A 16,160-nucleotide genomic window follows, 5' to 3' on the forward strand; every position below is an offset into this window, starting at 1 on the left:
CCTGAATACTACTCACGGCAGATGAGATGCCGATGAGATCAGCCGAGGCACTGCGGGCCGAGCAGGCCCTTCAGTTCGCCGTACAGATCGGCGCTCATCTGCACCGGCATCGGCACTTCGAATACCTTCGCGACCTGGCCTTTGTACAGACGCAGGGTGACCTCGGTGTCGCCACGGTGGCGACGGAGCACCTCGGCGAGCTCGCCGACGAGGCGCTCGTTCGCCCGGGCCTCGGGCATCAGCAGCACGAGCGGGCCCGTCGCATCCGTCGATCCGAGATCGGGGCTGAAGGCCGACTGCGCGTGGAGGTTCATGCCGTCGTCGCGTCGCGACACGCGGCCGCGGACCACGAGGATCGAATCGGCCACCAGCATCGACTGGAACTCGGTGTAGGTCTTGCCCATGAACATCACGGTGACCTCGCCGTTGAAGTCCTCGACGGTGATCATGCCGTACGGGTTGCCGCTCTGTTTGGCCACCCGGTGCTGCACGCTCGTCACGAGGCCCGCGACGGTGACCTGATCGCCGTCGCCGAGGTCCTCAGACGCGAGCAGGTCGTGGATGCTGATCGACGCATGCTTCGCGAGCGGCATCTCGAGCCCGGCCAGCGGGTGGTCCGAGACGTAGAGGCCGAGCATCTCGCGCTCGAAGGCCAGCTTGTCCTTCTTGGTCCACTCGGGCCGCGGCGGCACCTTGGGCGGTGCGACCTCTTCGACGGCGTCGTACAGGCTGTCGAAGTCGAACCCGATCGCCCCCTGCGCCTCGTTCCGCTTGCGGTCGACGGCGGCCTCGGTCGCATCCTCGTGCACCTCGAGCAGGGCGCGGCGGGTGTCGCCGAGCGAGTCGAACGCGCCGGCCTTGATGAGCGATTCGACCGTCCGCTTGTTCGCGACGTGCATCGGAACCTTGCCGAGGAAGTCGTGGAACGACGAGAACCTCTCGTCTTTGCGCGCGGCGACGATTCCGTCGACGACGTTCGTGCCGACGTTGCGCACGGCGCCGAGACCGAAGCGGATGTCCTCGCCGACGGCGGTGAAGTACCGGCTCGACTCCCCCACATCGGGCGGAAGAACCTTGATTCCCATACGACGGCACTCGTTGAGGTACACGGCCATCTTGTCTTTGGAGTCGCCCACGCTGGTGAGCAGCGCGGCCATGTACTCGGCCGGATAGTGCGCCTTGAGGTAGGCGGTCCAGTACGAGACCAGTCCGTACGCCGCCGAGTGCGCCTTGTTGAAGGCGTAGTCCGAGAACGGGAGCAGGATGTCCCACAGCGCCTTGATCGCGCCTTCGCCGAAGCCGCGCTCCTTCATGCCGCCCGAGAAGCCCTCGTACTGCTTGTCGAGCTCGGACTTCTTCTTCTTGCCCATCGCTCGGCGCAGGATGTCTGCTTGGCCGAGCGAGAAGCCCGCCACCTTCTGCGCGATCGCCATGACCTGCTCCTGATAGATGATCAGGCCGTAGCTGATGTCGAGGATGTCTTTGAGCGACTCGGCGAGCTCGGGGTGGATGGGGGTGACATCCTGCTGGCCGTTCTTGCGCAGCGCGTAGTTGATGTGCGAGTTCGCCCCCATCGGGCCCGGACGGTACAGCGCGATGACGGCCGAGACGTCTTCGAAGTTGTCGGGCTTCATGAGGCGCAGGAGCGAGCGCATCGGTCCGCCGTCGAGCTGGAACACGCCGAGGGTGTCGCCGCGGGTGAGCAGGTCGTAGGCGCCGCGGTCATCGAGCTCGAGGTGCTCGAGGTCGAGCTCCTCGTCGCGGTTCATGCGGATGTTGTCGAGCGCGTCGGAGATGATCGTGAGGTTCCGCAGCCCCAGGAAGTCCATCTTGATGAGACCGAGCGTCTCGCACGACGGGTAGTCGAACTGCGTGACGATCTGGCCGTCCTGCTCGCGACGCATGATCGGGATGATGTCGAGCAGCGGCTCGCTCGACATGATCACGCCGGCCGCGTGCACTCCCCACTGGCGCTTGAGCCCCTCGAGCCCGAGCGCACGGTCGAACACCGTCTTCGCGTCGGGGTCGGTGTCGACGAGCGCGCGGAACTCGCTCGCCTCCTTGTAGCGGGGGTGCTGCGAGTCGAACATGCCGGTGAGGGGCATGTCCTTGCCCATCACCGCGGGCGGCATCGCCTTGGTGAGCTTCTCCCCCATGCTGAAGGGGAAGCCGAGCACGCGCCCGGCATCCTTCAGCGCCTGCTTCGACTTGATCGTGCCGTACGTCACGATCTGGGCCACGCGCTCCGAGCCGTACTTCTCGGTGACGTAGTCGATCACCTCGCCGCGGCGCCGGTCGTCGAAGTCGACGTCGAAGTCGGGCATGGAGACGCGGTCGGGGTTGAGGAAGCGCTCGAAGATGAGGCCGTGCTCGAGCGGATCGAGGTCGGTGATGCGCATCGCGTACGCGACCATCGAGCCGGCACCCGATCCGCGGCCGGGACCGACGCGGATGCCGTTGTCCTTCGCCCAGTTGATGAAGTCCGCGACCACCAGGAAGTAGCCCGGGAACCCCATCTGAAGGATGATCCCGGTCTCGTACTCGGCCTGCTTGCGCACCTTGTCGGGGATGCCGCCGGGGTACCGGTAATGCAGGCCCGCCTCGACCTCCTTGATGAGCCAGCTGTCTTCGGTCTCGCCGGCGGGGACCGGGAAGCGCGGCATGTAGTTCGCCGAGGTGTTGAACTCGACCTCGCAGCGCTCGGCGATGAGCAGGGTGTTGTCGCACGCCTCAGGGTGGTCGCGGAAGATCTGCCGCATCTCCTGCGCGGTCTTGATGTAGTAGCCGTCGCCGTCGAACTTGAAGCGGTTCGGGTCGTCGAGCGTCGAGCCCGACTGCACGCAGAGGAGGGCCTCGTGCGCGTCGGCCTCGTGCTGGTGCGTGTAGTGCGAGTCGTTCGTCGCCACCAGCGGGATCGAGAGGTCTTTCGACAGGCGGATGAGGTCGGTCATCACCCTGCGCTCGATCGAGAGCCCGTGATCCATGATCTCGGCGAAGTAGTTCTCCTTGCCGAAGATGTCCTGGAACTCGGCCGCCGCAGCACGGGCGGCGTCGTACTGGCCGAGCCGCAGGCGCGTCTGCACCTCGCCCGACGGGCAGCCGGTCGTGGCGATGAGGCCCTGACCGTAGGTCTGCAGCAGCTCGCGGTCCATGCGCGGCTTGAAGTAGTAGCCCTCCATGCTCGACAGCGAGCTGAGCCGGAAGAGGTTGTGCATGCCCTCGGTGCTGCGGCTCCACATGGTCATGTGCGTGTACGCACCCGAGCCCGACACGTCGTCGCTCTTCTGCTCGGGGCTGCCCCACTGCACACGCGACTTGTCGCTGCGGTGCGTGCCCGGGGTGACGTACGCCTCGAGGCCGATGATCGGCTTCACACCGGCGGCCTTGGCGGCGTTGTAGAACTCGAACGCCGCGAAGGTGTTGCCGTGGTCGGTGACGGCGATCGCCGGCATCCCGTACTCGGCCGCCGCCTGCGTCATCGCGCCGATCTTGGCCGCACCGTCGAGCATCGAGTACTCGCTGTGCACGTGCAGGTGAACGAAGGAGTCGGATGCCACCAGTCGAGGCTACCCGCCCCCGCCGACGTGGAGCGGGGGCGTGCCGGGTGTCGTCGCCCTCGCGTGCGACCTTCGCCTCACCTTCGAGTTGAGGTTCAGAGTCATCCGCGGCATCCCTCGGATCCGACCCGCGGACATCCACGGCGACACCCCGTATTCAGGCGCCCCGCACCGGCGCGTCGACAGCAGGATCCGCACCAGCGGATCCGATTCTGTGCTCACCGGGATACTGCGCGATGCCGCGCGGCCGGTTCACGGAATCCTCAGAAGTCCTCGTCGAGGGCGTACTGCTGCTGCCAGGACTGCGGGCGGGCGATGCCGTTGCCGTAGAGGAACCGGATCAGCTGGCCGTGGTGCTGCGTCTCGTGCTCGAGGAGGGCGAGCACGTACGAGAAGGATGCCTCGTCGCCGGCGTCGAGCCCCGCCACCCAGTCGTCGACATCGGATGCCGTCTGCTCGAACGCCGCACGCAGGGCCGCGGCATCCGTCGTCTCGGCCGCAGTCACGGGGCTCGTGAAGCCCTGCCACTCCCCCGCACGCGCGGCCTTCGGGTAACTCTCGCGGGCGCCGAGCACGCACCACAGCTGGTGCCCGAGCGTGTCGGACGGTGTTGACGCCAGATGCGAGCCGAGCTGCTCGGCGGTGAGCGCGTCGACGAGGTCGAGGTACAGGACGTTGGCGCGGGCGAGTCGTCGGCGCAGCAGGTCGTTCACGCCTCCACGGTAGGGCGTCAGCGCAGATCGAGGCGCATCAGCACGCGCGGGAAGCCGGAGAGCACCGAGGTCGTGTCGGCCGCCTTCTCGAAGCCGGCCTGCTCGAACAGCCGGCGGGTGCCGACGTACGCCATCGTCAGATCGACCTTCGCGCCGTCGTTGTCGACCGGGTAGCCCTCGATCGCGGGCGCGCCGCGCTCGCGCGCGAAGTCGACGGCGCCGTCGACGAGGGCGTGCATGACCCCCTTCTTGCGGTGCCCCGGCCGCACCCGGAAGCACCACAGCGACCACACCTCGAGGTCGTCGATGTGCGGGATCTTGCGGAAGGTGCCGAAGTGGGTGTCTGCGCGCGGATGCACGGCTGCCCACCCGACCGGCTCGTCGCCGTCGTACGCGATGACCCCGGGAGGTGGATCCTCTGCGCACAGCGCGCGCACCCGCTCGGCGCGCTCGTCGCCCCGCAGAGTCTGATTCTCCTTCGACGGGATGCGGTAGCTCAGGCAGAAGCACACGTTCGACGCCGGATTCTTCGGCCCGACGAGCGTCGCCACGTCTGCGAACACCGTCGCCGGTCGCACCTCGATCGCCATGGCCATACTCTGCCCCCGGCATCCGACATCGTCCAGCACCGTCTCGCGCAGCATCCCTCGCCCTCCCGCCGCTCTCCTCGCTCTCCCGCCGCTCTCCTCGCCCTCCTCGCTCTCCTCGCTCTCCTCGCTCTCCTCGCTCTCCTCGCTCTCCTCGCTCTCCTCGCTTCCTCCCCCCCCACGCTCGCCTGTCGCAATCTCCCACCCCACCCGCAGGTCGCGGCAGGCGAACGACCTCCCCCCTCGCTCACCTGTCGCGAAATGCATGCGCTCCTGCAGAAAGCGACAGGCGAGCGGCGGGAACGACGGATGCGGCGCCTCGCCGTACGGTGGAGGCATGCCGACGCCCGACTTCGTCCTGGACCTCCGCCGCAAGATCGGCACCGACCCGCTCCCCCTCGTGGGGGTGACCGCCGTCGTCGTACGCGGCGACCAGGTGCTGCTCGGCCGACGCAGCGACAACGGCTGGCTGACGCCGATCACCGGCATCGTCGACCCCGGCGAGGAGCCGGCTGACGCGGCCGCGCGCGAGACGCTCGAGGAGGCGGGCGTCATCTGCCGCGTGGAGCACCTCGCGTGGGTGCACCAGATCCCCCGCATCACCTACGCCAACGGCGACCAGGCCGATTACCTCGACCTGACCTTCCGGTGCAGCTGGGTGTCGGGCGAGCCGTTCCCCGCCGACGGCGAGATGACCGAGGTGGGCTGGTACGACCTCGCGACGCTGTCAGGCGTGAACTCCGACATGCGCAGCCGCCTCGACGCCGCCCTCGCGGACTCCTCGGCGGCCCGCTTCGAGGGCGGTCGCTGAGAGTCAGCCGCTGAGCGTCAGTCGCCGCGCAGCACCTCGAGCGCGTGCGCGAGATCGGCCGGATACTCCGACCGGAACGTGACCCACTCGCCCGTCGCCGGGTGCTCGAACGACAGCTCGTGCGCGTGCAGCCACTGCCGGATGAGGCCGAGCCGGGCCGAAAGCTTCGGGTCGGCGCCGTAGAGCGGATCGCCGACGCACGGATGCCGGTGGGCAGCCATGTGCACGCGGATCTGGTGGGTGCGGCCGGTCTCGAGGTGGATCTCGAGCAGCGACGCGCCCGGGAACGCCTCGAGTGTCTCGTAGTGGGTGACCGAGTCCTTGCCGTCGGGGATGACCGCGAACTTCCACGAGTGGTTCGGATGCCGCCCGATCGGCGCGTCGATCGTGCCGGTGAGCGGATCGGGGTGGCCCTGCACGACGGCGTGGTAGATCTTCTCGACCTCGCGCTCCTTGAAGGCGCGCTTCAGCGCCGTGTAGGCGCTCTCGGTCTTCGCGACGACCATCAGGCCGCTCGTGCCCACGTCGAGACGGTGCACGACGCCCTGTCGTTCGGCGGCGCCGGTCGTGGCGATGCGGAACCCGCCGGCCGCGAGAGCGCCGAGCACGGTCGGACCCTCCCAGCCGAGTGACGGATGCGCCGCCACACCCGACGGCTTGTCGACCACGACGATGTCGTCGTCGTCGTACACGATGCGGAGGTCGGGCACCTCGACCGGGATGACGCGCGGCTCCTCCTTCGGAGCCCACGACACGTCGAGCCAGGCGCCGCCGCGCAGCTTGTCGGACTTGGCGAGCGTGCGCCCGTCCATCACCACGCCGCCGGCCTCGGCGACATCGGCCGCGAAGGTGCGCGAGAACCCCAGCATCTTCGCCAGGGCGGCATCGACACGGGTGCCGTCGAGACCGTCGGGCACGGGAAGGCTGCGCGACTCCACGTCAGTCCTTCGCGGGGCCGGACGCAGCGGTGTCCGAGGGGTCCTGGTCGGACGAGCCCGAACCGGACACGCGTCCGGATGCCGAGCCGGATTCCGCGTCATCCGCGTCACCGGCCGGCGGAGCATCCGTCGCCGACTCGTCATCGACGGCGTCGCCCACCTTCTGCTCACGGGTGCCGTCGAAGCGCAGGCCGACCAGCACCAGCAGTGCCACCCCGATCATCATCGTGACGATGAACATGTCGGCGACGTTGTAGATCGCCGGCATCATCCACGGGGTGTTGATGAAGTCGATGACGTGGCCGACCGCGAAGCCGGGCTCACGCAGGATGCGGTCGGTCAGATTGCCGAGCACGCCGCCGAGGAGCAGCCCGAGGGCGACCGCCCACAGGCGCGACTTCACCCGGGTCGCTGCGAGCCAGACGATCGCGACGGCGACGGCGGCCAGCGCGATCGTGAAGATCCACGTGACCTCTTCGCCGAGCGAGAAGGCGGCTCCCGGATTCTTCGTGAGGTAGAAGATCAGGAAGTCGCCGATGATGTGCACCGGCTGCTGGTACGGCAGGTTCTCGAGCGCGAGATGCTTCGTGAACTGGTCGGCGGCCAGCACCAGCACCGCGAGGATCGCGATGATGGTGCCGGCCGCCGCCTGACGAAGAGGAGGTCGCCCAGGCAAGGCCTAGAGACCGATGGCCGAGACCGGCGTGGCGCCCGAAGACGTCGCCGTGGTCTCGAGGTCACGCAGCTTGCCCTCGATGTAGCTGCGCAGCTGTGCGCGGTAGTCACGCTCGAAGTTGCGGAGCTCGCTGATGCGGCCCTCGAGGGTCGAGCGCTCGCGGTCGAGCTTCGCCAGCTCTTCGCGGCCGCGCGTCTCGGCCTCCGACACGATCGATGCGGCCTGCGACTTGGCGTCGGCGATGAGCTGGTCGCGCTGGGCGACGCCCTCGGCGACGTGCTCGTCGTGCAGGCGCTGAGCGAGCTCGATGATGCCCGCCGATGCGGCTGCGCCGCCTGCCTCGGCCATGAGCGGGTTCGAGGCGGCCGGCGCCGGTGCGGGAGCCGCGATCGGTGCCGCGACGGGCTCGGGGGCCGGTGCCGGAGCAGCCTGCGCCGCGCCCGACTCGTACGCCGCCAGCTTCGCCTTCAGCTCTTCGTTCTCAGCGATGGTCTTGCGCCACTCCACGACGATCTCGTCGAGGAAGTCATCGACCTCATCGGGGTCGAAGCCTTCCTTGAAGCGGACGTGCTGGAACTGCTTGGTGACGACGTCATCCGGGGTCAATGCCATGGTGTTTCCTCTTTCGAGCGCTCATGTCGCTGCCGATCGGGGCACGCACCCGCGGAGGCGGGCCGTACCAGGAAAGCATAGTCGCGGCATCCGAGAACGTCGAAGGCGAACCCACCCGCGAGTCATGCTGGGTCAGGCGGCTATCGCGCGGGTGATGCTGAGCAGGATGAAGCACGCCAGCATGGTCAGCGCGAAGCCGAAGTCGATCGCGATCGCGCCGAGCCGCAGCGGAGGGATGAACCTGCGGAAGAGCTTGATCGGGGGATCGGTGATGGTGAAGACGGCCTCGGCCGCCACCAGGCCGGCGCCCTGCGGGCGCCACTCCCGGTTGAAGAAGGGGATCCACTCGAGGATCAACCGCGCGAGCAGTACGAACACGTACAGCAGGAGCGCGAAGTTGAGGATCGAGGCGATGAGTTGAACGACTGCCACGTAGCCAGACTACGGCTGCGCGAACGGAACCGCGTCGCCGTCTGCCTGCGCGACGCCGCCGTCGCCGGAGACCGCCACGTTCTCGGGCGAGAGCAGGAACACCTTGCTGGTGACGCGCTCGATGCGACCGTAGAGACCCAGCGACAGACCGCTCGCGAAGTCGATGAGGCGGCGCGCGTCGGCATCGCTCATCTGCGAGAGGTTGATGATGACCGGGATGCCGTCGCGGAAGTTCTCAGCGATGACCTGGGCGTCACGGTACTGCTTGGGGTGCACCGTCAGGATCTCGCTCACCGGGGCCGGCGTGGGCTGACGCACCACAGCAGGGCGGTGGATCGGCGTCACCGGTGCGGCCTTCTCGACGACGGCCTCGGTCTTGCGGGCGCGCGGCTGGGGCGCCGGCTCCTCGTAGACCTCTTCCTCGTCTGCGAGACCCAGGTACACCATGGTCTTCTTGAGCGGGTTCGACATCTGATCCTCCGTACTGCTCATCTGTTCCGAGGTTAACCGCGTGTGGGCCGCGGGCCCGTGATTGCCGAACCGATGCGAAGGTGTGTCGCACCTTCTGCGATCGCTTCGGCGAAGTCTGCCGTCATGCCGGCCGAGATCCAGTCGGCGCTTGCGACGACGGTGCGGAGGCGCTCCGCGCATGCCCGCAGGCGGGCGAACGCGGGCGCGGGCGGCTCATCGAGCGGCGCCACGCCCATCACGCCGCGGACGCGCAAGGACGGCAGCGCGGCGACGTGCGCGGCGAGCTGCTCGACGTCGCCCGGAGCGACGCCGCCGCGACCCGCGTCGTCGGTGAGGTTCACCTGGAGCAGCACGTCGAGCACCGGCGCACCCTCCCCCGCGGCGTGCAGAGCGTCGGCGAGCCGTGCACGATCGACGGAGTGGACGACGGATGCCGCGCCCCGCACCGCGCGCGCCTTGTTGGTCTGCGCCTGGCCGATGAAGTGCCACGTCAGCCCGTCGCGGGGGCCGATCTCGGCGATCTTCGCCGACAGCTCCTGCTGGCGGTTCTCGCCGACGTCGCGAACGCCGAGCGCGTAGAGCTCCTCGACGAGCGAGGCGGGGTGGAACTTCGTCACCACGATGCGCGTGATCTCACCCGGATCGCGGCCCGCGCTGCGCGCGGCATCCGCGATCCGGGTGTCGACCTCCGCCAGGCGGGTGGCGAGGTCCACTTACTTGAGGAAGTCGGGGATGTCGAGGTCGTCGTCGCCGAACGCCGAGTCGAACGGCGCGTCGGGCACGACGGCGCCGACACGCACCGGCTCGGCCTCGCGCTCGGCGACAGGCTCGCTGGCGGCCTCCTCGGCGGTCGTCGTCGGCAGTGCCGGCGCAGACATCACCCGCGACGCGGTCATCGGCTCGATGCGCGACTGCGGCTCGCCGCCGTCGAAGCCCGCAGCGATCACCGTGACGCGGACCTCGTCGCCGAGGGTGTCGTCGATGACCGTTCCGAAGATGATGTTCGCCTCGGGGTGGGCTGCTTCCTTGACCAGCTGCGCGGCGTCGTTGATCTCGAAGATGCCGAGGTTCGAACCACCCTGGATCGACAGCAGCACGCCGTGCGCGCCTTCGATCGAGGCTTCGAGCAGCGGCGATTCGACGGCGAGCTCGGCGGCCTTGATCGCGCGATCCGCGCCGCGCGCGGATCCGATGCCCATGAGCGCGGATCCTGCTCCCTGCATCACCGACTTCACGTCGGCGAAGTCGAGGTTGATGAGACCGGGCGTGGTGATGAGGTCGGTGATGCCCTGCACACCGGCGAGGAGCACCTGGTCGGCCGTCGCGAAGGCCTCGATCATCGAGATGCCGCGGTCGCTGATCTCGAGGAGGCGGTCGTTCGGCACCACGATGAGGGTGTCGACCTCTTCCTTCAGCTTGGCGACGCCGGTCTCGGCCTGCTGCTGACGACGACGACCCTCGAACGAGAAGGGCTTGGTGACGACACCGATGGTGAGCGCACCGATCGACTTGGCGATCTTCGCGACGACGGGAGCACCGCCGGTGCCCGTTCCGCCGCCCTCGCCCGCGGTGACGAAGACCATGTCGGCGCCGCGCAGCGCCTCCTCGATCTCCTCCGCGTGGTCTTCGGCGGCTCGCCGCCCGACCTCGGGGTCTGCGCCCGCACCGAGGCCGCGGGTCAACTCACGACCGACGTCGAGCTTGACGTCGGCGTCGCTCATGAGCAGCGCCTGCGCGTCTGTGTTGATCGCGATGAACTCGACGCCCCGCAGGCCGAGCTCGATCATGCGGTTGACGGCGTTCACGCCGCCTCCGCCGACACCGACCACCTTGATGACGGCGAGGTAGTTCTGGTTCTGGCTCATGCCGGCCTCCGTAGCCCTGGACCTTTTAACCTTCAACCTCTACTAGAGGTATAAAGAATTGCCCGGTATGCAATTCCTGATCTCGAAAGTAAGCGGATGCAGCGCGCACCGGCGGAGCGGCATGGGCGTGTCGCGACATCCCGCGCCGAGACGGCAGGTTCTGGTCAGCGCACGACGACGGCGTCGGGCGACGAGACGTCGTACGTCGCGACGGTCTCGGGCGGGCGCGCTGCCATCATCGTCTCGAGCACGAGCGCCTTCCGCGCCGACTCCTCGGCGCTTCCCCACACGACCTCGGTGTTCGTTCCGCCGAGGGTGAGGGTGACGTCGTCGGGCGAGGATGCGCCGACCGCCGTGACGCTCGCGGCGATCGACTCGGGGAGCGATCGCATCACCTGTCCGATCGCGGCGAAGGCGTCGGAGTCGGTGCCGCCGGTCACCGTGATGAGCGGCGCACCGGCCGGCGGCTCGCTCGACGTCGACAGCACCACACCGGCTCCGTCGACGAGCGAGTATCCCGCCGCGTTCTGGATGACGCCGACCGGAGTCCGCTCCACGATCCGAACCACGAGGCCGTGCGGGGGCCGCGCCTCGAGCGAGTACGTCTCGATGAGCGGGAAGGTCACCAGCGCGGCTTTCATCGCGCTCTCGTCGACGAGCGGCAGCGGTGTGCCGATCTGGCTCGACAGCGCCGTGGCCACGGCGGTCTCATCGAGCTGCGAGGTGCCCTCGACCTGGATGTCCTCGACCGCGAACAGGGGGCTGTACGCCGCGCCGAGCGTGCCGAGCACGAGCACCAGGAACGAGGCGCCGACTCCGATCCAGATCATGCGACGGCGACGCTGGCGCGCCGTGAAGCGCCGCACCTCGGCGCGCAGCGCGCGGCGACGGGCTCGGGCGGCGCGCCAGACGTCGCGGATGCCGAGCTGCCGATCGGCATCGTCCTGCGCGTCGGGCGCCGCCGAGGTGGCATCCGTCTCCGCGTCGAACGCCGCGGTGATCGGGATCACCGTCGCGGTCGCGTCGCCGACGAGAGCCGCCGGCGAGGCCGCCGGCCCGCTGACGGGAGCGATCGGGAGGCCGCCCAGGACGTCGGTGGCGTTCACGTCGGCCGGGTTCGTCGCAGCGGCCGGTTCGTCCGAGCGGGCCGGGCGACGGGGCGGTGTCCCTCCCGTGCCGTCAGTCGCCGAGCGAGAGCCGCCCGCGCCGCCACGCGCCCCACCGGCTGACGCCTGCTCCGTGGAGCCCGCGTCAGCGCGACCGGGTGTCTGCGGCAGAGGCGACGGCCGGCGCATCCGTCTCCTACTCCCCCGCGTGCTCGGCCGTGCGCGTGAGCGCCTCGAGCACCTGCGGGATGATCTGGTACACGTTGCCGCAGCCGAGGGTGATCACGTAGTCGCCCTCGCGTGCGACCGTGGCGGTGTAGTCGGCGGCCTGCTGCCAGTCGGCGACGAAGTGCACGTTCGAGGCGTCGGCGAAGGCTCCGCTGACGAGCTCGCCGGTGACGCCCTCCACGGGATCCTCGCGCGCGCCGTAGACGTCGAGCATCACCGTGTGGTCGGCATGCGACTCGAGCACCTCGGCGAACTCGCGGTACATCTCCTGCGTCCGCGAGTAGGTGTGGGGCTGCTGGATCGCGATGATGCGCCCCTCACCCACGACGGTGCGGGCGGCCGCGAGGGCCGCCGCGACCTCGGTCGGGTGGTGCGCGTAGTCGTCGAACACGCTGACGCCGCGGGCGACGCCGTGCAGCTCGAAGCGGCGCACGGTTCCTGCGAAGCCCTCGACGGCCCGGACTGCGGGTTCGAGACCGTAGCCGAGGGTGAGGAGCACGGCGACGGCGCCTGCGGCGTTGATCGCGTTGTGCGCCCCGGGAACCGGAAGGCGGCCGTCGACGGTCACGCCGTCGTGGGTGATCGAGAACGACACCGGGCCCTCGGTGACGATGTCACCCACGCGGACGACGGCGTCGGCCGCCTCGCCGAAGGTGATCACGCGCTCGTGCGTGAGGCGTTCGGTCACGAGCCGCGCCCCGGCGTCGTCGGACGAGATCACGACCGCCTCGCGCGCCGCGTCGCCGAACCGGGCGAACGCGTCGAAGAACGCCTCGCGCGTGCCCCAGTGGTCGAGGTGGTCAGGGTCGACGTTCGTGATTAGCGCGATCGACGTGTCGTACAGCAGGAAAGTGCCGTCCGACTCGTCGGCCTCGATGACGAAGACGTCGTCGGACCCAGTGCCGCTCGAGACGCCGAGCTGAGCGATGACACCGCCGTTGACGAACGTGGGGTCGGCGTCGAGATCACGCAGCGCGGTCACGATCATGCCGGTCGAGGTGGTCTTGCCGTGTGCGCCGGCGACCGAGACGAGGCGACGCCCGCCGATGAGCCAGTGCAGCGCCTGCGAGCGGTGGATGACGTGGAGACCACGCTCCTTCGCGAGCACGAACTCGGGATTCTCGGGCCAGATCGCACCGGTGTGCACGACCGTGTCGGCATCGGTCGGCAGATTCTCGGCGGCGTGCCCGACGTGCACGGTCGCGCCCGACGCGGCGAGTTCGCGCATGACCGCGCTGTCGGCGCGGTCGGATCCCGAGACGCGGATGCCGCGCGCGAGGAACATGCGCGCGAGCCCCGACATGCCGGAGCCGCCGATGCCGATGAAGTGGGCGGCCTGGATGTCGTCGGGGATGGGGAGGGTGAGGTCGGGTCTGATCATGACCCGTCAATCCTAAGTTGGCGGGCGGATGCCGCGGCCTCGGCGCGCCCGCCGGGTGAGGCCCGCGGTGGCGGGACGGTGCCCGGGGTGGGTCCGGGGGGGCCGGGCGGGTCCGGGTTGGTTTGTATTGACACAATGCTACAAAGTCGGTACAAAGGATGCATGCTGAGCCTCGACCCGACGTTCGCTCTCGCCCTCAACATCGCTCTGACGGTGGCGGTCATCGCGATCGGAGCAGGATCCCTCATCTCCCTCACACGACCGGCGACGGTGCTCGCGCGAGCCGACCGCTACTCGATGAAGGCGCGACTCCCCTACGGCACCGACGCCATCCGCGCATCGGTCGCCCGCGGCCTGCGCGCTCGGGGACTCGCCGGAGGTGCGGCGATACTCGCCGCGGGAGTGCTCGCCGTGCCGTTCCTGTTCACCGCGCTCGGCACGGACCCGCTTTTCATCTTCTACGTGCTCGTGACCGCGCTCGTCGCCGGCGGCACGATCGCGACCGTCGCGGTGAACCTCCGCGAGCGCCTCTTCCACCCGGCGCCCGATGCTCCACGGGTCGCGCGGGCGCGGCGACTGGGCGTCGGCGACTACCTCGGAGCCGCCCGGAGCCTGCTTCCGTGGATGCTGTTCGCCGCCGCCGTCCTCGCCTTCGCCGTCCTGGTCGCGGTGCACGCGGTCGGGGCGACGACGCTCGACCGGTCGGCGGCCACCGCCGCCGTGGTCTTCGCCGTGACCGCGGTCGCATCGTTCGTCGCGCTCCCGGTGCTCGACCGGCTCATCCTCGACTCTCCCCAGCCCGCGTCGGACACGCTCGAACTCGCCTGGGACGACACGCTGCGCGCCGATGCGCTCGGCGCCCTCCGACTCTCGGCCTCGATCGCCGCGTGGTTCGCCTTCGCCTTCGCCATCGGCACCCTGTGGACTGCGGCTGACGCATCGTCGGCGTACTGGGCGACGCAGATGCCCACCTGGGGCATGATCGCGCTCCAGTTCGTCTACCCGAACAACGGACGCGCGCTTCGCGCGCCGCTCTATCCGGACTGGCTCAGCCGCCCGGTGCTCGCCGGAGGTGCAGCATGATCGTCATCGACCCCGCCTCGCACGTTCCGCCGTTCGAGCAGCTTCGCGCGGGTCTCGTCGACGCGGTCTCGACCGGTGAGCTGAGCGCCGGCGCCCGATTGCCGACCGTGCGCCGGCTGGCCGAGGACCTCGGCGTCGCGCCGGGGACCGTCGCGCGCGCCTACCGCGAGCTCGAATCGGCCGGCGTCATCGAGACGCGCGGGCGCAACGGCACCTTCGTCTCGCTCGACGCGGATCCCGCCCGCGCCCAGGCGCGGCGCGCGGCGCTGGCGTTCGCCGAGCAGATCCAGGCCCTGCGGCTCGACGCCGACGAGGCGATCGAGATGGTCGCCGACGCGCTCCGCGGAGGCGCTGCCCCGGCATCCTGACCACCCCACACCACCCCCGGCCGCCGAGGACATCCCGGATCGGGAGGACGATTCGAGCCGGAGCCCCCTCCGCATCCGGGATCACCTCCGCAGCCGGAGCCCCCTCCGCATCCGGGATCTCCTCCGCACCCGAGATCACCTCCACACCCGGGATCTCCTCCGGTCGCGGCAGGCTCGCGCTCCGCGCCCGGCTCCCCTCCGAGTCCGCGAGGACAGCAGCCCAGGTCAGGCGCCCAGGGCCCCGTCGATCAGCGCGATGACGTTCTCGGTGCCGGTGCGGGTGCCCGCGGATGCAGCGGCCGCGGTCATCGCGGCGCGGCGGGTCGCATCCGCCAGCAGCGGCACGACCTCGTCGCGCACGCGGTCTCCTGTGAAACCGGCATCCGGGATCAGGATCGCGGCGCCCGCGCGCACGGCCGATGACGCGTTCAGCGCCTGCTCGCCGTTGCCGACCGCGTACGGCACGTAGACGGCGGGGATGCCGAGGGCGCTGATCTCGCTCACGGTCGCGGCACCCGCTCGCGAGACGATGAAGTCGGCCAGGGCGAAGGCGAGGTCCATCCGGTCGACGTAGCGGCGCAGCGCGTAGCCGTTCACCTCCGGATCGACGAGCTCCGACCGCTCGCCCGTCACGTGCACGAGCTGCCAGCCGGCGTCGAGCACGTCGCGCCATGCGGCGCCGTGGCCGTCGCCGAATGCTTCGTTCAGGCGCTTCGCCCCGAGCGATCCCCCGAAGACGAGCAGCACCGGACGGTCGGCGTCGAGCCCGAAGTGCTCGGCGGCCGCGGCGCGCACGGCGGGACGGTCGAGCTCGACGATCTCGCGGCGAAGGGGCATGCCGACGACGCGCGAGCCCTTCAGCGGGGTGCCCTCGAAGGCGACGCCCACGCGCGCTGCCCGGCGGGCGCCGAGCACGTTCGCGAGGCCGGGCTTGGCGTTGGCCTCGTGCACGACGAAGGGCACGTTCTCGCGGCGCGCGGCGACGTACGCGGGGGCGGATGCGTACCCGCCGAAGCCGACCACGACGTCGACCCCGCGGGTGCGGATGTGCTCGCGCACCTGCGCGATCGCCCGGGTGAAGCGTGACGGGAAGGCGACCGCTGCGCCGTTCGGCCGGCGCGGGAACGGCACCTTGTCGACGATGAGCAGCTCGTACCCGCGCTCGGGCACGAGGCGGGCCTCCAGCCCTTCGCGGGTGCCGAGAACCAGCACTTCGGCGCCCGGCTCCCGGTCGCGCAGTCCGTCGGCGACGGCCAGCAGGGGGTTCACGTGGCCCGCGGTCCCGCCGCCGGCCAGAAGGTACGTCGTCATCGCCCCCATCCTCCCATGCGC

Annotated in this window: 16 protein-coding genes; 3 read left to right on the forward strand and 13 right to left on the reverse strand. The window is 69.8% G+C overall.

Annotation, left to right across the window (positions count from 1 at the left end):
* Positions 1–38 precede the first annotated feature (38 nt).
* The 3 genes from dnaE to JOD63_RS07895 form a co-directional block, all read right to left on the reverse strand.
* On the reverse strand, positions 39–3,509 hold the full coding sequence (dnaE, locus tag JOD63_RS07885; RefSeq protein ID WP_245244376.1) for a DNA polymerase III subunit alpha: 3,471 nt from the start codon (positions 3,507–3,509) through the stop codon (positions 39–41).
* Between the two features lie 311 nt (positions 3,510–3,820).
* Complete coding sequence (locus JOD63_RS07890; protein WP_045277041.1) at positions 3,821–4,270, reverse strand: hypothetical protein; 450 nt, start codon at positions 4,268–4,270, stop codon at positions 3,821–3,823.
* Between the two features lie 17 nt (positions 4,271–4,287).
* Positions 4,288–4,860, reverse strand: coding sequence for a GNAT family N-acetyltransferase (locus JOD63_RS07895; RefSeq protein ID WP_045277042.1), 573 nt, complete (start codon positions 4,858–4,860; stop codon positions 4,288–4,290).
* 334 nt (positions 4,861–5,194) lie between these two features.
* On the opposite strand from JOD63_RS07895, the gene JOD63_RS07900 reads away from it, so the two are divergent.
* On the forward strand, positions 5,195–5,668 hold the full coding sequence (locus JOD63_RS07900; protein ID WP_045274047.1) for an NUDIX hydrolase: 474 nt from the start codon (positions 5,195–5,197) through the stop codon (positions 5,666–5,668).
* Positions 5,669–5,685: 17 nt separating this feature from the next.
* Here the strand turns inward: JOD63_RS07900 and JOD63_RS07905 are convergent, their stop codons facing one another.
* The 9 genes from JOD63_RS07905 to murC all read right to left on the reverse strand — a co-directional run bounded on the left by JOD63_RS07905 (position 5,686) and on the right by murC (position 13,377).
* A complete protein-coding gene (locus JOD63_RS07905; protein ID WP_045274046.1) occupies positions 5,686–6,606 on the reverse strand; it encodes an RluA family pseudouridine synthase in 921 nt (306 codons plus the stop codon).
* A 1-nt stretch (position 6,607) separates the two neighbouring features.
* A complete protein-coding gene (gene lspA / locus JOD63_RS07910) occupies positions 6,608–7,282 on the reverse strand; it encodes a signal peptidase II (RefSeq protein ID WP_045274045.1) in 675 nt (224 codons plus the stop codon).
* A 3-nt stretch (positions 7,283–7,285) separates the two neighbouring features.
* Complete coding sequence (locus tag JOD63_RS07915) at positions 7,286–7,894, reverse strand: DivIVA domain-containing protein (RefSeq protein WP_045274044.1); 609 nt, start codon at positions 7,892–7,894, stop codon at positions 7,286–7,288.
* A 132-nt stretch (positions 7,895–8,026) separates the two neighbouring features.
* Positions 8,027–8,326, reverse strand: coding sequence for a YggT family protein (locus tag JOD63_RS07920; RefSeq protein ID WP_045274043.1), 300 nt, complete (start codon positions 8,324–8,326; stop codon positions 8,027–8,029).
* A 9-nt stretch (positions 8,327–8,335) separates the two neighbouring features.
* Positions 8,336–8,797 carry a cell division protein SepF gene (locus JOD63_RS07925; RefSeq protein WP_045274042.1) on the reverse strand — a complete coding sequence of 154 codons (462 nt, stop codon included), beginning with the start codon at positions 8,795–8,797 and terminating at the stop codon, positions 8,336–8,338.
* Between the two features lie 32 nt (positions 8,798–8,829).
* Positions 8,830–9,510, reverse strand: a complete 681-nt coding sequence (locus tag JOD63_RS07930) for a YggS family pyridoxal phosphate-dependent enzyme (protein WP_045274041.1) — start codon at positions 9,508–9,510, stop codon at positions 8,830–8,832.
* The gene (gene ftsZ / locus JOD63_RS07935) at positions 9,511–10,662 is read right to left on the reverse strand and encodes a cell division protein FtsZ (protein WP_045274040.1); all 1,152 of its coding nucleotides are present in this window, start codon (positions 10,660–10,662) and stop codon (positions 9,511–9,513) included.
* Positions 10,663–10,826: 164 nt separating this feature from the next.
* A complete protein-coding gene (locus tag JOD63_RS07940; RefSeq protein WP_245617916.1) occupies positions 10,827–11,768 on the reverse strand; it encodes an FtsQ-type POTRA domain-containing protein in 942 nt (313 codons plus the stop codon).
* A gap of 196 nt (positions 11,769–11,964) precedes the next feature.
* Positions 11,965–13,377: a UDP-N-acetylmuramate--L-alanine ligase gene (gene murC, locus JOD63_RS07945; RefSeq protein WP_045274038.1), complete on the reverse strand. Its 1,413-nt coding sequence runs from the start codon at positions 13,375–13,377 to the stop codon at positions 11,965–11,967.
* A 162-nt stretch (positions 13,378–13,539) separates the two neighbouring features.
* On the opposite strand from murC, the gene JOD63_RS07950 reads away from it, so the two are divergent.
* On the forward strand, positions 13,540–14,460 hold the full coding sequence (locus tag JOD63_RS07950) for a hypothetical protein (RefSeq protein WP_045275384.1): 921 nt from the start codon (positions 13,540–13,542) through the stop codon (positions 14,458–14,460).
* Positions 14,457–14,828 (forward strand): GntR family transcriptional regulator, encoded by a 372-nt coding sequence (locus JOD63_RS07955; protein ID WP_045275383.1) that lies wholly within the window; start codon positions 14,457–14,459, stop codon positions 14,826–14,828. The genes JOD63_RS07950 and JOD63_RS07955 overlap by 4 nt, the downstream gene beginning before the upstream one ends.
* A gap of 225 nt (positions 14,829–15,053) precedes the next feature.
* Here JOD63_RS07955 and JOD63_RS07960 read toward each other — a convergent pair whose 3' ends face one another.
* The gene (locus JOD63_RS07960) at positions 15,054–16,139 is read right to left on the reverse strand and encodes a UDP-N-acetylglucosamine--N-acetylmuramyl-(pentapeptide) pyrophosphoryl-undecaprenol N-acetylglucosamine transferase (protein WP_045275382.1); all 1,086 of its coding nucleotides are present in this window, start codon (positions 16,137–16,139) and stop codon (positions 15,054–15,056) included.
* Positions 16,140–16,160: the final 21 nt, after the last annotated feature.

This window comes from Microbacterium terrae (genome assembly GCF_017831975.1).
Lineage (GTDB): Bacteria > Actinomycetota > Actinomycetes > Actinomycetales > Microbacteriaceae > Microbacterium > Microbacterium terrae.

What these genes read in the sequence shown, in the direction of transcription:
- JOD63_RS07900 (WP_045274047.1), top strand. Translation starts at nt 5,195, where the DNA reads ATGCCGACGCCCGACTTCGTCCTGGACCTCCGCCGCAAGATCGGCACC.
- JOD63_RS07950 (WP_045275384.1), top strand. Translation starts at nt 13,540, where the DNA reads ATGCTGAGCCTCGACCCGACGTTCGCTCTCGCCCTCAACATCGCTCTG.
- JOD63_RS07960 (WP_045275382.1), bottom strand. Translation starts at nt 16,139, where the DNA reads ATGACGACGTACCTTCTGGCCGGCGGCGGGACCGCGGGCCACGTGAAC.
- JOD63_RS07925 (WP_045274042.1), bottom strand. Translation starts at nt 8,797, where the DNA reads ATGTCGAACCCGCTCAAGAAGACCATGGTGTACCTGGGTCTCGCAGAC.
- JOD63_RS07915 (WP_045274044.1), bottom strand. Translation starts at nt 7,894, where the DNA reads ATGGCATTGACCCCGGATGACGTCGTCACCAAGCAGTTCCAGCACGTC.
- dnaE (WP_245244376.1), bottom strand. Translation starts at nt 3,509, where the DNA reads ATGCTCGACGGTGCGGCCAAGATCGGCGCGATGACGCAGGCGGCGGCC.
- JOD63_RS07895 (WP_045277042.1), bottom strand. Translation starts at nt 4,860, where the DNA reads ATGGCGATCGAGGTGCGACCGGCGACGGTGTTCGCAGACGTGGCGACG.
- ftsZ (WP_045274040.1), bottom strand. Translation starts at nt 10,662, where the DNA reads ATGAGCCAGAACCAGAACTACCTCGCCGTCATCAAGGTGGTCGGTGTC.
- murC (WP_045274038.1), bottom strand. Translation starts at nt 13,377, where the DNA reads ATGATCAGACCCGACCTCACCCTCCCCATCCCCGACGACATCCAGGCC.
- JOD63_RS07955 (WP_045275383.1), top strand. Translation starts at nt 14,457, where the DNA reads ATGATCGTCATCGACCCCGCCTCGCACGTTCCGCCGTTCGAGCAGCTT.